Raw genomic sequence first — 15,597 nt, 5'->3', positions numbered from 1 at the left:
AGAAAATCTCTTGCAATATCTTTTGCCGTTGAAATACAAAATATTGCCTTACAGATAAAAACAACTACAAAATATTCTGTTTTAGCTAATTTCGCCACATAAAATTTTAAGTATTTATAAAAACATGAGCCGTATTAATTCAGAGAGAGAGTGGTGGAAAGAAGCAGTTATATATCAAATTTATCCCCAAAGTTTTAAAGATTCAGATAATGATGGCGTTGGCGATTGGCAAGGAATTATCTCAAAATTAGATTATCTCCAGTCTCTTGGTATCGATGCTATTTGTTTTCGCCCGTTTTCGTCTCATCTTTCTCATCAAGATAGTCTCCAGAAAAACACATTTGAACAACTTGTAAAAGAGGCCAATAGTCGAGGACTCAAAGTGATTTCGTCACGTGCCGACTTGCCGATTAGTTTCCAAACCGAGCATCTGATTTTACGTGAAAGCTCTAATTTTCTTAACCCACCAACGGAGTTAAAATTGTCAGAGTTGAAACGTATTTTTCGAAAAAGAGAACAAGCTAAGGATGATTGGAATTGTGTGTATTGGGGCGATCATGATACACCAAGAGTTTTGTCAAGATTTGGTAATACTTCCAAATATGAAAATGAATCCGCCAAAATGCTGGGTATGATTCTATTAACATTAAAAGGAACTTCGCTTATCTATCAGGGCGACGAACTTGGTATGAGCAATTGTATTTTCAATTCAGTCGAAGAATTTAGGGATGAAAAAGTAAGTGAAATATACGAATCTGTCATCAAAAAGATAGGAATAGACGAACAAGTGTTTTTGAGAGTTTGCAATCAAATTTCGGTTGACCATGCTCGTACGCCGATGCCTTGGGATAATACCGAAATGGCAGGATTTACAGAAGGAGATATGTCATGGTTGAAAATTAATCCAAGTAATACACGCATTAATGTTGCTTTGCAAGAAAAGGATTCTGAATCAATTTTAAATTTTTATAGATCATTAATTAAAATTAGGAAAGAGCATCCAGATTTGATTTATGGAGATTACAACGATTTAAGACCAAATTGTAATAAGATTTTTGCCTATAAGAGAATTGGAAAGGATTTTACGTATCTTGTACTCAATAATTGGACAAATAAAACACAAAGTTTTTCAGTAAAATGTAAGGCTTCTGTTCTAAATTTACTCCTGAGTAATTATTCAAATGAATCGCATTACGAAAGCAATACATTTGAATTACAACCTTATGAGTGTAGGATATATGAATATGCCCATTAGCTGTGATTTATCAGCTTTGGGTATTGTGTTTTCATAATCCGAAAGCTGACAGCCAAATGCTGCTCGCATCAAATTCATTAACTTATCTCTCTTTTTATGCAAAAAAATAACCCTAAAGTATTGAATGCTTGGGCAATGTATGACTGGGCAAACTCAGTACATTCATTGACGATTACTTCTGCAATTTTCCCTATTTATTTTCCTGCGGCAGCCGTAATGATGCCCAGCAAAAGCACAAAGCTAGATTTTTTGGGCTTCCAACTCGAAAATACCGTTGTGTATTCTTATGCAGTATCAATTGGCTTTTTGTTATTGGCATTTTCGGTGCCTTTTACCTCAGCCATTTCGGATTTTACAGGAAAGAAAAAAGCTTTTCTTAAGCTTTATTGCTATTTGGGCTCGTTGAGTTGTATGATGTTGTATTTTTTTGAGGAAGGACGTTACTATCTAGGAACATTTGCATTCTTGTTTTCTATTGTAGGTTGGGGAGGAAGTATCGTGTTTTATAATTCGTATTTGCCCGAAATTGCTACCGAAGATAAGTTTGATAACCTAAGTGCCAAAGGATTTAGTTTGGGGTATATTGGGAGTGTGATTTTACTCTTACAAAACCTGACAATGGTGCTAAAACCAGAATGGTATGGCGGTATTACAAGCGGTCAGGCTTCTCGTATTTCGTTTTTGTTGGTTGGTATTTGGTGGATTATTTTTGCACAAATACCTTTTTCTATTTTGCCAGAAACCCAAAAAGAAAAAAAGAAAGAAGGTAGCTGGATTTTTAATGGTTTTAGAGAACTCAAAAAAGTATTCCATGAATTACAAGGGTTGGAGTTTACCAAAAAATTCTTGTTGGCATTCTTTTTTTATAACATGGCAGCACAAACAGTGATGTATTTGGGAGCGCTGTTTGGAAGTGAAGAATTACATTTGCCCGACGATGCCCTGATTATTACCATTTTGTTGATTCAGTTGGTGGCTATTCCAGGAGCATATTTGTTTGCCAAAATTTCTAAGAAAATTGGTAATACTTCCTCTATTTCTTGGATTGTTGTTATCTGGATTGTGATTTGTATTGCAGCTTATTTTGTTTATACCCAAAATCAATTCTTTTTGTTGGCAACAGGAATCGGTTTTGTAATGGGAGGAATTCAGTCCTTGTCTCGTTCAACTTATGCTAAGTTGATTCCTGAAAATACACATGATACAGCGTCGTATTTTAGTTTTTATGATGTGTGCGACCGTCTTTCAACAGTTATCGGAACGTTTATGTTCGGATTAGTAAATCAACTTACAGGAAGTATGCGCATAAGTGTGTTGGTGCTTTCTGCAATCTTTTTGGTAGGGTATTTCTTGATAAAACGAATTCCTTCTAAGCAAATTTATTAGAACTAACGAATTATATTTTATAGTGTTGGCTTTCCAATAAAATAGCCATGTAATCAATAGACTACATGGCTATTTTATTGGAAAATGCTTTATAGAATTAATGCTTAAATCCGAAGCCTTCAAGGTCAAAACAGATTTAACTAAAATATTTTTGAGTGGTAATAAAGTCCATAAATTTGGACTTTAGCCTCGATGATTTTATTTGTCCACAAGAACTTCTTTTTTCTCACTGATTGTTGAGAAATATTTTGTGCCACAATTCAAGCATGTATAATACTTAATATTGGGAATAAAAAACAAAAACGTCTTTAAAAAAACACCTCTTTTGGTACGAGTACCGTAAGGGTTTCCACAGCTGGGACATTTTCTACTACTTGATTTGCGTACGAAGTAATAGATTAAAATCGAAAGTTGTACAAATCCGTACAGGAAAACGATTAGGAATAAAGGATTGATAGATTCTTCAAACATACCACTTAAATATAATATTGTGTGTTAAATATAGAACCAAGCCAACAAGGATATTCTTGGTCTCATAAGTTTGTAGTTTAAGCAAGAAAATTGTTTTTAAATTGATAGAACCCCATATTGATGGCGTATGTGGTTATTCGGGATGATTTTTCAGTAGATTGAGCGATTGTTACGATAATAAAGCAATTTCTAGTGACCAAATTGTAAAAAAAAACGTTAAAATCCAATAGTTTAAACTCAATTTTTTCAGGAAATGAGGGAGCGGTAAATGTTTTGAGTAACTTGCAATGAATGTTACTAGTAGATAATGCTATTTTAATGAAGAAATATTGATTTTAAGCTTATTTGTTCGAAATGTTATATTTTACCTGAAATATAAAGTAGATGAAATTTTATACAAGAATATATAGTTAAAGTACAATATAAATGATAAAAATCATTTGATAATAATAGCTTGTCGCAAATGTCTATATCTTCGGTTACCCTCAAATGACTGGATATCTATAAGTCTTTTAAAAGGAGTTTTAGTACACTATTAACTACTTGCTCAATACAATTTTAGTGCTTAATTTATTGACATTGAGTAGATTCTTATCGCCAATATCTTAAGGATTTATTCGTAATATATTTCTTAAATAGTACTATTTTTCGCTATCGCAATGCGAAAAAACTTGATATTCATATTTCTCTAAATCACAAATCTTACTATTTACTTATTTTTTATCTACATAAAAAAATGATTGGTCGATGTTTAAAATTCATTGGTCTACTATGAGTCTTTTAAAGTCGTTCTGTGTATTTCTTGCACTAAACAAAAGCACTTCTTATATAGTCTAAGCAACAAAAATCCGAAAAGATATAATTTCATCTTTATCTAAAATAAATTTATGAAAACCTATTTCCGAACCGCTCTACTAATTCTTATTAGTTTTGGAGCCTATGCACAAACGAGTCGACTTACTGGAAAATTTGTAGATGCCAAGGGCGAAGCCTTGATTGGTGTAAACGTAGTGTTGACAAATCCTAATGATGCAAAAGATAAGCATTTTGGTCCTTCCGACGTGAATGGTCGATTTATTATCAATCGTTTGCCCTTAAATACCACATACCAACTTAAAGCAACTATTGTCGGTTATAAAGAATTAACCAAAAGTATTACCATTTCGAAGGAATTTAATAACCTTGGAGATGTTGCGTTACAAGAAAGTACCAACGAACTCAATGAAGTTGTAGTAAAAGGAAAAGCTGCCACAATGGTTCAAAAAGGCGATACCTTACAGTACAATGCCAATGCTTTCAAAACAGCGCCCGATGCCAATGCAGATGAATTGGTAAAAAAATTGCCAGGAATTACTGTTGAGAATGGACAAATCAAGGCACAAGGTGAAAATGTTGCTCAGGTGCTCGTAGATGGAAAACCATTTTTTGGTGATGATCCCAATATCGCTTTGAAAAACTTACCAGCCGAATTAATTGACAAGATTGAAATTATGGATCGTTTGAGTGACCAATCTCAACTGACAGGATTTAATGATGGAAATACCACTAAGACGATTAATATTGTGACAAATCCTAATAGACGTAATGGTCAGTTTGGTAAAATTTATGCTGGACTAGGAACAAACGATAATTATTCTGCTGGGGGAAATATCAACTTATTTAATGGCGAAAAAAGATGGTCTGTGGTTGGAATGAGTAATAATATCAATCAACAAAATTTTTCGAGTCAGGACCTTCTAGGAATTAGTAGCAGTGGCGGCGGTGGTGGCAACCGCGGTGGCGGTGGTGGCAACCGTGGCGGTGGCGGTAACTTTGGAAGTTCAGCAGATAATTTTTTGGTGGGACAGCAAACGGGTATCAATACCACTAATTCAGTCGGAGTAAACTATACAGACAACTGGGGTAAAAAATTGGCGATAAAAGGAAGTTACTTTTTTAATAATAGTAATAATAATAATGCTCAGTCAACATATCGTACTTATTTCTTGAGTCAGGCTGCAAATCAGTATTATGACGAACAATCAAATAGCACAAGTAATAATTATAACCACCGTTTGAATCTTCGTTTGGAATATACGATTGACCCGAAAAATACCATCATTTTTACCCCAAGATTAAATCTTCAAAATAATAACTCTACGAGTATTGTCGACGGTTTGACTACAGATGCTAATAATCAGAAACTCAACCAGACTGCTAATAATACTACAGCCAAACGTACAGGATATACCTTTAACAATGACATCTTGTATCGTCATAGTTTTGCAAAACGTGGTCGTTCAGTTTCTTTGAATTTGAGTACAGCTCTCAATGACAGAAATGCCAATAGTAATCTAGTTTCAAACAACCAGTATTTTACAAGTAATACAAGCTCAGCTACTAGACAGATTTCTGTAACTGATACCAAAGGTTATACTTTGTCTGCTAACTTAGTTTATACAGAACCTATCGGAAAAGGATTATTACAAGGAACGTACAATGTGTCATTCAACAACAATAAGAGTGATAAAGTAACTAATAAATTTAACCCGACATCTAACGAATATTCAGTGTTAGACTCCCTATTATCAAACAAGTTTGATAATGACTATCTTACCCATCGTGCTGGATTAGGGTATAATTTGCGTATGAAAAGTGGTAATCTAAACTTAGGTGCCAACTATCAGTCGGCGGAACTTTCGGGACAACAGTTGTTCCCAAGAACAACGCAAGTAGAAACTAGTTTTCAAAATATTTTGCCTTATCTGCAATTGGATTACAGATTTACACAAGATAGTCGTATCCGTTTTAACTATCGTACTTCAACCAATGCCCCAAGTATCACTCAGTTGCAAAATGTATTGGACAATACCAATCCTTTATTTTTGACCAGTGGTAATCCAAATTTGGCACAAGAATATAGCCATAACTTAAATGCTCGCTATACTTATAATATACCAGCTAAGGCTCTAACATTTATGTTGTTGGGTAATTTTGGTTATACCAAAAATCCAATTGGTAATGAAGTGATTATTGCACAGCAAGATATGATTATCGACAGAGGTGTGACTTTGAGAAAAGGTGCTCAGTTGACTCGCCCTGTCAACTTTGATAACTCTTTGAATATGCGTTCGTTTATGGTAATTGGTTTTCCATTGTCATTTATTAAAACCAATGTTAACCTGACGTCCAGCTATAATTATTCGAAATTGCCAGGCAAAATCAACGACCAGTTGAACAACAGTAACCAGTATAATTTTAACCAAGGTATTACATTTGCAAGTAATATTAGTACCAATATCGATTTTAACTTGACATACAATTTGGGTTTCAATCAAGTGGATAATACCTTACAGCCACAGTTGAATACCAAGTATTATGTACATACAGCAACTGGTAGATTAAATTTAATTTTTGGAAAAGGATTTGTATTTCAATCAGATTTGAGCTATTACAGATACAATGGTTTGTCAGATTCTTTCAATCAGCAGTTTATTTTGTGGAATATGTCAGCAGGGAAGAAATTCTTGAAAAATCAGCGTGCAGAAGCCAAAATTACAGTATTTGATGTCTTGAAGAAAAACAATAGCATTACTCGTACAGTAACAGATACTTATATTGCTGACGTTCGCTCAAACGTTTTGACGCAGTACTTTATGCTAACTTTCACTTACAATATTCGTAATTTCAAAGGAAATAGCTAATGAGTAAGTTTGTTAGGGAAAAGGCGCAAAGGCACAAAGTGTGATTAGTGATATAAGCCAAACATAAGTCATCCTGAATTTAGCGATTGAATGAATGAGTGATTAATTTTAATCTTCATTTTACTAGTATAGACGCAATGCTTTGCGTCTTTGGCCGAGTTGGACATAGCATAGAAGTAGCAAAAAAGCGCTCGAAAATTGTTTTTCGAGCGCTTTTTTAATGAAATTTATAAAGTCAGCTTAGTTTAAAACTGGGATGATTCTTATGTGGAATATGGGCTTTTTAATATGCTAAAATCTGAGTGAGATTTTGAGTATAAAATTAAAGAATCCCAATTTTCTTAAGCCCAAAGCCTACTTCACATATCCATATTCCAGTGCAAGTTTTAGCAAACTTACCATATTTTTGACATCGAATTTTGCTAGTAAATTACTGCGATGAGTTTCTACTGTTTTTTCGCTAATACAAAGCGTATTGGCTATTGATTTGGTAGTTTGTCCTTTGGCAATCAGTTCCAAAATCTCTTTTTCTCTTCTTGTAAACTTCAATTCGTGTAGATTACGTTCCTGACTTTTTTGACGACTCAGTCCATTCATGATGATTTCGGTTATGGCAGCACTTTGATAGCTTTTTCCTTCGCTGACCGCTCTTATGGCTTTCAAAAACTCTTCTCGCCCTGTATTTTTTAATAAATATCCTGCTGCACCATTTTTCAGCATTTTAGTAATAAAGCTCTCTTCTTGGTACATCGAAACAGCTATAACCTTGGCCAAAGGATAATTATCAGAAATATTTTTACATATATCCAAGCCACTTTCATGCCCCAAATTAATGTCGAGTAGCACTACCACATCCTCAGTGGAATTCATTACTGCAAAAAGCTCTTTGGCTGACTGACATTGTCCTTCAACGGTTATGTCAGACTCCAACCCAAGTATGTGAGCGAGCCCTTCTGTAAAAATTTTGTGGTCATCGACTAATATTACACGAATCATCTGTTTTTTTGTCAAAAATCTATTGGTTATGAAAAGCTATTTACGATATATACTTTTTGGATTGGGAATATTTGTCTTGAATCAACTAAAGGCTCAGCAATTGCCCCATCCCGATTCTCTTTACGAAAAATCCACCTTGGAGCGTTACATCAAGGAATTTCATGAAAAAAATAATATTAAGGGATTAGCCATGACGTATTTGGCTAAAGCCAAAAGTCAAGAGCGATGGAATTTGCCCGACGAATCTCCTATTGAGAGTTATCGCAAAAGTATGGATTATTTCCGAGTCTTGGGTGATTCTTTACATTACTATGAGGTAAAAGGCTCGTTGGGCACTTACTTTATGGATCGTCCCATTTTTGCCAGTTATGCCAATGAATATCTGTCGAGTGCAGTACAATATTTTCGTAAGATTCATCGACCAGATATGGAAATTGGGCATTTGATAAACCTTGCTAACCTAGCTATTCGTCAGAAAGAAATGCTGAAGGCAAAGCAATATCTAGTCAGGGCCGACGAATTACCACAATCAGCTATTTCAAAAGGTAGAAATGCTGCCGCTTGGGCAGATTGGTACAGGAGAAATGGGTATTATCATGAAGCTATCAAGAAGGCAACTGAAAGTATGAGGATTGCCCAAAATATTAAGGTTGCTTGGCTAGAAGCCGTTTCGTATTTCTATTTGGGTGCGTCATATCGTAGATTGAATCAAAATGAAGAGGCGATACAATCTTTAAATTTGGCAAAAAACATAACCGAAAAGTACTTTAGTATGCTTTTGCTTCGTAAAGCGATTTATGAAGAAATGGGATTAGTTTATCAGCATAATAAACAGTTTAATAAAGCTTTTGAGTACATTTTCTTAGCTTATCAAACTTTTCAATTGCTCGAAAGTTCAAAGCTGGAAGTGGAAGTACGACAATATCGGGAGTATCAATTATTGGAAGAACAACAAGAGAAAATCTCAAAAATTGCCCTCGAAAAACGCTTGGCTGAAGCTGAATTAGTTTCCTTAAAAGCCACAGAACGGATTTATCTCTTGACGATTTTGGTGGCTTTTTTGTTGCTAGTGATACTTCTGTACGCTTATTTCTCAAAACAAAAAGTAGCCAAACTCCAAGCTGATAGAGTATTCAAAACGGCACAAATAGATACCTTACAAGCATTGATTAATGGACAAGAGCAAGAACGTCTTCGTATTTCTCAGGATTTACATGATGGGGTAGGGACTTTGTTATCGAGAATCAAAATGATGATGGATGCTCCGTTTTGGAACAATGTTCAGCTACAACACTTGCTCGATGATGCCTGTAAAGAGGTGCGGAATATCTCTGGAAATTTGCAACCCTCAAATCTTCAAAACTTTGGATTGATTGCCGCTATTGAAGATTTGGTTAGCAAGAATCATTCGGAAGAAACCGAAATAATATTTCAGGTGTACGGGCAAAGTATTGATTTTGGAAAAGAAAAAACCTTGATGCTTTATCGAATTGTTCAGGAGTTATTGGCAAATGCCTTGAAATATGCCGAAGCTACAGAGGTGCTTATTCAGATAAGTTTTCAAGAAAATCATATTCATTTGACTGTTGAGGATAATGGGAAGGGTTTTGACCCAAGTATAGCTCAACATTCTGTGAGGGGATGGCAAAATATTCGTTCGAGATTAGACTACTTACAAGGAACTCTCTCCATCGAAAGTGATCAACAGTTTGGTACTTCCATCAATATAGAAGTAGATGAGAATAATTGATATGATTAAGAGAAACTGGAATGCTAAAAATAAAACTCAGGGTTTTCCCTGAGTTTTATTTTTAGGGATTAACCCTGAGTTTTATAAGATAAAAAAAATAGAAATTTGTATTAAAGAAAGACTTCTCAAGTCAACACAACAAGTTGTATCCAAAAAACACATAAATATAGATTAAAAATTGAATTGGGAGCTGCATTTTACTTTTGGGCATAGGTCACATAACCATGCCTAAAGTAAAATCTCCTATCCGCTATTAATCAATGGATTACAGAAGAAATATGCAAAGATTTACAAAAAAAGTTTTGGTTCTATTATCACTACTATCCTCTGTCACTATGACATTAGGACAAAGTGGTCCAGCCTTACAAAATGAGCCATTTGATTTAAGTCGTGATTTTAGAGATTTTACCAATACTTATTTTTTAGCAGATAGCCTAGCAGGTTTTAATCCTACTACTGGACAAGGACAGTTGAAATGGAGACGAAACCAGTACTATCCTCAGCACGCATTTAATAATACTATGGCGGGGATTCATAAAGTCTCAGGCAATGAGTTTCCTGGCATTGAATACGCTGCCGACCCAGTACTTCCATTTAGTATTGAGTTTGTTTCGCCCAAAACGATTCGTATCAAAGCTCAAACAGGTTATGTTGCACCGTCAACGGAGCCGTCTTTAATGTTGGTAAAAGAACCCAATAAAGATGCTTCATGGGTATATTCAAAAACCAATAATGGGCATCAATACAAAAGTGCTTTTGGTACAGTTATTATTACCGAAAATCCTTGGGCAATCGAAATCCATGATGCCAATGGAAAACTACTCACCAAGACACGCCATCAAGTAGATGGAAAAACTTCTTTTACGCCTTCATTACCTTTTTCGTTTGTTCGCCGAGCAGCCGACTATTCACGTAGTGTTGCAGCAGTATTTACACTTTCGCCTGACGAAAAAATCTTTGGTTGTGGCGAGTCGTTTACCCGATTAAACAAATATGGACAAAAGGTAAATCTTTATACCACCGACCCTAATGGCGTAGAAACCAACGGTATGTATAAGCCTATTCCATTTTTCATGAGTAGTCGTGGATACGGAATGTTTATGCACACCTCATCGCCTATAACATGTGATTTTGGGGCGACATTTGGGGCTTCAAACGCTTTATTAATTGGGGATGAAAGTTTGGATTTGTTTGTTTTTTTGGGCGAACCCAAAGATATTTTGGATGAATATACCAATATCACTGGTAAGGCTTCTATGCCACCATTATGGTCTTTTGGCTTGTGGATGAGCCGTATTTCGTATTTTTCAGAGCAAGATGGTCGTACAGTTGCCAAGCAGTTGAGAGATTATAAAATACCTTCTGATGTGATACATTTTGACACAGGCTGGTTTGAAACAGATTGGCGTTGTGATTATGAGTTTTCGAAAAATCGTTTTCAGGATCCTGTAAAAATGATTGCTGATTTGAAAGAGCAAGGATTTAGAACCTGCTTGTGGCAGTTGCCTTATTTTGTTCCGAAAAATGAATTGTTCTCAGAAATAGTTTCAAAAGGATTGAGTGTCAAAAATGCTAAAGGAAATCTGCCTTATGAGGATGCAGTATTAGATTTTACCAATAAAAATACCATTGAATGGTATCAGAATAAAATCGGAAATCTGCTAAAAATGGGTGTCTCAGTCATCAAAGTTGACTTTGGCGAGGCAGCGCCACTGAATGGTATTTATTCGAATGGTCGTACAGGTTTTTATGAACATAATTTGTATCCATTAAGATATAACAAAACCGTAGCCGATATTACCAAACAAATTACAGGCGACAATATCATTTGGGCTCGTAGTACATGGGCTGGTAGTCAGCGTTATCCTTTGCATTGGGGTGGCGACGCCGAAGCTTCGGATATGGGTATGGAAGCGCAGTTAAGAGGAGGCTTATCAATTGGTCTATCAGGATTTAGTTTTTGGAGTCATGATGCTGGTGGATTTGCCGCCCAAACACCAGAAGATTTATATCGTCGTTGGGCACCTTTTGGTTTATTTACTTCACATTCGCGTTGCCACGGTCAACCGCCTAAAGAGCCTTGGGCTTATAGTGAGAAATTCTTGAATACTTTTAGAAAAGTAGCAGAAACAAAATATAAATTGATGCCATATATCTATGCGCAAGCAAAGGTAGCTTCTGAAAAGGGATTACCTATGATGCGTGCCTTATTCGTAGAGTTTCCAGAAGACCCTGGAGCATGGCAAATAGAAAATGAATATCTATTAGGAGAAGATTTATTAGTTGCACCGATTTTTGAAACGGGCTCAAATGAAAGAAATGTGTATTTGCCAAAAGGTAAATGGATTGATTTTCAGTCAAATAAAGTATATGAAGGTGGCTGGCATAAAATTGAAGGTGGTGAGTTTTCGATTGTTATATTGGTAAAAGAAGGCGCTGTAATTCCACAGGTAAAATTAGCGCAATCTACCGCACAAATTGATTGGTCAACTATCAAACTGGTCAGTTATGCAACCAACGGCGTTGCTACTGGAAAAGTTTATCTGCCAAACGATAGCCAATGGCAGGAAGTCAGTGTAGTAACAAAAGGTAAGAAAACGCAATTACTCAAAGACCCCTATAACCAAAAAGTGAAGTGGAATTGTGTGAGTTTTCTTGAAAAATAATACTATTTAATTCTTCGGTCGTTACCGACTATTTATCCAATTTATTTAATACTATGAATCAAGTTAGTTTTCTCTACTTGGCTGGATTTTTACTGGCAGGATTTGGGTTATTCGCCCAAAATCCTGCCGACCAAATTCGGCTTAATCAAGTTGGTTTTTACCCCAATGCGCCAAAACAAGCGCTTGTGGTTGGTAAAAACTTTGAAAACTTTACGCTTATTGAAAAAGAATCTCATAAGGTTGTTTATAAAGGAAAAATAAAAGAAGCAGTAAAAAGCCCTTTTTCTGAAAAATATACACAGGAAATAGATTTTTCTAACTTTAAGAAAAACGGGAATTATATACTTTCAGTAGAAAAGCTCGGAGAATCGTATCCTTTTGAAATCCGAAATAATGCATTGAGTAATGTAGCAAAAGCTTCCATCAAAGGCTATTATTTTCAACGCGTTTCTGAGGATTTGCCTGAGAAATATGCAGGAAAATGGGCGAGAAAAGCAGGACATCCTGATACCTCGGTATTGGTTCATGCAAATGCTGTGTCAACGAATCGTCCTGAAGGTACTCGTATCAATTCTCCAAGGGGATGGTATGATGCTGGGGATTACAATAAATACATTGTCAATTCGGGGATAACCATGTACACTTTGCTTTCGGCATTGGAGGATTTTCCCAAAACTGCCAATGACTTAGAACTCAATATTCCTGAAAGTGGCAATAATCTTCCTGATTTATTAGATGAAATTCTAGTGAATTTGGAATGGATGTTAACGATGCAAGATCCAACTGATGGTGGTGTATATCATAAGTTAACGAATGCCAATTTTGATGGAATGGTGATGCCTGACAAGGCTATTCAGCCTAGATATGTAGTACAAAAGAATACTATTGCGAGTCTAGATTTTGCCGCAGTAATGGCACAAGCCTCAAGGATTTTAAAACCCTATAACCCTGAACTATCAAGTAGGTGTTTAACATCAGCGGAAAGTGCATGGAATTGGGCAAAAGCTAATCCTAAAGTATTCTATCGTCAGAATCAGAATAACGAAAAGTTTAAACCTGCTATTACGACTGGTGGATATGAGGATAATAATGATACAGACGAATGGTTTTGGGCATCAGCAGAGTTGTTTGTAGCCACGCAAAAATCCCAATATTGGGAAGGCATCGCTAGTACTGATGTGTATTGGCTTCCTATTCAATCGTGGAATTCGGTGATGCCATTAGGAGCATTTTCTCTGTTAAAAGCACGAAAAACTTTGCCCTCATTTACGGCTAATAAAATAGCACAAATTCAAAATACCGTCTTGCAGCAGGCCGATGAAATGGTGAAGGATTTGGATAAGCCATTGTTTAGAACAGTGATGGGAAAATCAGCCAAAGATTTTATGTGGGGAAGCTCTTCTCATGCGGCCAACCAAGCCATGTTTTTACTACAAGCATTTCAGCTTAATCCTAAAAAAATCTACTTGGAGGCAGCTTTGGGAAATATGGACTACTTGTTAGGAAGAAATGGTGTTGGATATTCATTGTTAACGGGTTATGGGAGTAAATATCCTATGCACCCGCATCACCGACCGTCTATAGCCGATGGCATAGACGAGCCAGTGCCAGGACTACTTTCGGGCGGTCCAAATCCTGGTCAGCAAGACCAGTGTAAATACGATTCGAAGGTTCCAGATGAGTCATTTTCTGATTCGGATTGTTCGTATGCCTCTAACGAAATTGCCATCAATTGGAATGCTCCATTGGTTTATTTGGCAATGGCTTTGGAGTCTTATTATCATTAAAATGCACTTTCATACATTTGTTAATACGAATAGTTTTATGCCTATTTTTTGAAAACCGTAAAATAACTTCCAGTAGGGTTAAGTTGTTGATTAATAGCTTGTTGTTTTATGTTTTTGTTGTGAATTACTAAAATGGTTGCTCAAAAAGTTCTTTGAGTTGTACCTTTGTCACAACAAACATTATTAAAACGAACCCTTAAATTATTATGAAAAAGCTTTATAGTTTTTTAACCCTATTTTTCTCAATTGCACTTCTTTTTGGTTGTAGTTCTGACGATGACAATACCAACACTGTCCCAACAGTGGACTTCGATGTTGCCATAGGTTCATACACACTTCGTTCTATTACAAACACTGCTGGGCAAGCAGTAACTGGGTCAGGTACTTTGACCGTAAAAAGAGAAAATGGAAATACCGCTGGATTTACGTATGCTGTAACCTTGAAGAGCGGAACTTCTACTTCAAATGTAAATATTACAAACACATATACGGTGTCAGTTTCTGGAACAAAAATTAGTTTTGGTACCGATCACTACTATCAGTCAGGAGCTCTATATGCTTCAATTCCAACAGGTTCAGGAATTTATACGGCTGTGTTTACAAAATAATAGCATTATAAGTAATCGTGCAAAATTAAATTTAAGAAATTGATGGGATAAGATATTAGTAATCACAAAATTACACTCAAAACTCATCACTCACAATTTAGCACTCATACTTAAGTTAGCGAGCAAAATTAAAATAATTTTACCCGCTTTAAGCTCTAGGCTAAAAGTTAAATAGTATTTCTCACGAAATAAGTAAATCTTCTTTGCTTAATGCCTACGGCTTAAAGCGTACTAATGCAATTTTATTTTGCATTAGTACTTAAAATCTTCTCATATTTTGGGGAGTTTTTTTCATGTAAAACCCTTTTAAAATTAAGAAATTAAAACGTTTGAGATAACAAATACCAGTACGCATACATAGATAAGATTTTTAGTTGTTGTACTAACTATTGAGGATTTATGGGTAGCTTTGTAGACTTTTCAATCATCAAATTATACTCATGAATATTTACCTAAAAAAATCACTTCTATTGCTATTACCCTTCATGGTAATTTCCTGTAAACAACAATCATCTGAAGAACAGATTCAACCTATTGTCAGTACTAAAAACAATTTTGAATCAGCGCTGGGGGATTATCAACTTATTTCTTTAGTAGATACCAAAGGAAATTTCGTGGCTGGTAGTTCAGGTACTTTGCACTTAGAGAAAGAGTCAAATGGCTCTGCAACAATTAAGATTAGTATTGAGATTAAAACCGCAAATGCTGGAGGAGGAATGGGCTCAAGCTTTAATTATGCTGCCCAAAATGATGGAAAGAAAATACGTTTTGGTGCAGATATTTATGTTGAAGCTAACGAGTTTCATGCTCCTGTAAGTGTGTACAACTACTTGACCAACTCTAATGAAGTATACACAGCAACGTTTTTGAAAAAATAAGTTTAACGTAAAGCTTGAAAACTTTCATGATTCATCCCGAATTTTACGATTGAGATTATTCTCTAAGTTTTCCTCAAAAAAGCGGTCGGAAAATATTTTCCGACCGCTTTTTTGATG

Annotated in this window: 9 protein-coding genes; 8 read left to right on the top strand and 1 reads right to left on the bottom strand. The window is 35.6% G+C overall.

The genetic code is table 11. The features are described from left to right. Positions 1-124 precede the first annotated feature (124 nt). The 3 genes from QM491_RS00440 to QM491_RS00430 all read left to right on the top strand — a co-directional run bounded on the left by QM491_RS00440 (position 125) and on the right by QM491_RS00430 (position 6,795). Positions 125-1,255 carry an alpha-amylase family glycosyl hydrolase gene (locus QM491_RS00440; protein WP_283325288.1) on the top strand — a complete coding sequence of 377 codons (1,131 nt, stop codon included), beginning with the start codon at positions 125-127 and terminating at the stop codon, positions 1,253-1,255. 96 nt (positions 1,256-1,351) lie between these two features. Continuing rightward, positions 1,352-2,641, top strand: a complete 1,290-nt coding sequence (locus QM491_RS00435) for an MFS transporter (protein ID WP_283325287.1) — start codon at positions 1,352-1,354, stop codon at positions 2,639-2,641. 1,358 nt (positions 2,642-3,999) lie between these two features. Then, positions 4,000-6,795: a TonB-dependent receptor gene (locus QM491_RS00430; protein WP_283325286.1), complete on the top strand. Its 2,796-nt coding sequence runs from the start codon at positions 4,000-4,002 to the stop codon at positions 6,793-6,795. Positions 6,796-7,149: 354 nt separating this feature from the next. Here QM491_RS00430 and QM491_RS00425 read toward each other — a convergent pair whose 3' ends face one another. After that, positions 7,150-7,791, bottom strand: coding sequence for a response regulator (locus tag QM491_RS00425; RefSeq protein ID WP_283325285.1), 642 nt, complete (start codon positions 7,789-7,791; stop codon positions 7,150-7,152). Between the two features lie 28 nt (positions 7,792-7,819). Between QM491_RS00425 and QM491_RS00420 the strand changes: the two genes are divergently transcribed. The 5 genes from QM491_RS00420 (at position 7,820) to QM491_RS00400 (ending at position 15,480) form a co-directional block, all read left to right on the top strand. Beyond that, entirely contained in the window at positions 7,820-9,541 is a 1,722-nt protein-coding gene (locus tag QM491_RS00420) for a tetratricopeptide repeat-containing sensor histidine kinase (protein ID WP_283325284.1), read from the top strand. Positions 9,542-9,876: 335 nt separating this feature from the next. Further along, entirely contained in the window at positions 9,877-12,207 is a 2,331-nt protein-coding gene (locus QM491_RS00415; RefSeq protein WP_283325283.1) for a glycoside hydrolase family 31 protein, read from the top strand. A gap of 53 nt (positions 12,208-12,260) precedes the next feature. Beyond that, a complete protein-coding gene (locus QM491_RS00410) occupies positions 12,261-13,994 on the top strand; it encodes a glycoside hydrolase family 9 protein (protein ID WP_283325282.1) in 1,734 nt (577 codons plus the stop codon). Between the two features lie 206 nt (positions 13,995-14,200). Continuing rightward, positions 14,201-14,602, top strand: a complete 402-nt coding sequence (locus QM491_RS00405; protein ID WP_283325281.1) for a hypothetical protein — start codon at positions 14,201-14,203, stop codon at positions 14,600-14,602. 440 nt (positions 14,603-15,042) lie between these two features. Further along, on the top strand, positions 15,043-15,480 hold the full coding sequence (locus tag QM491_RS00400) for a hypothetical protein (RefSeq protein WP_283325280.1): 438 nt from the start codon (positions 15,043-15,045) through the stop codon (positions 15,478-15,480). The last annotated feature ends 117 nt before the right edge of the window (positions 15,481-15,597 follow it).

This window comes from Flectobacillus longus, assembly GCF_030056705.1.
Taxonomy (GTDB): domain Bacteria; phylum Bacteroidota; class Bacteroidia; order Cytophagales; family Spirosomataceae; genus Flectobacillus; species Flectobacillus longus.
Note: the sequence above shows the minus strand (reverse complement) of the source record. Positions and strands in the feature narration are given on the sequence as shown.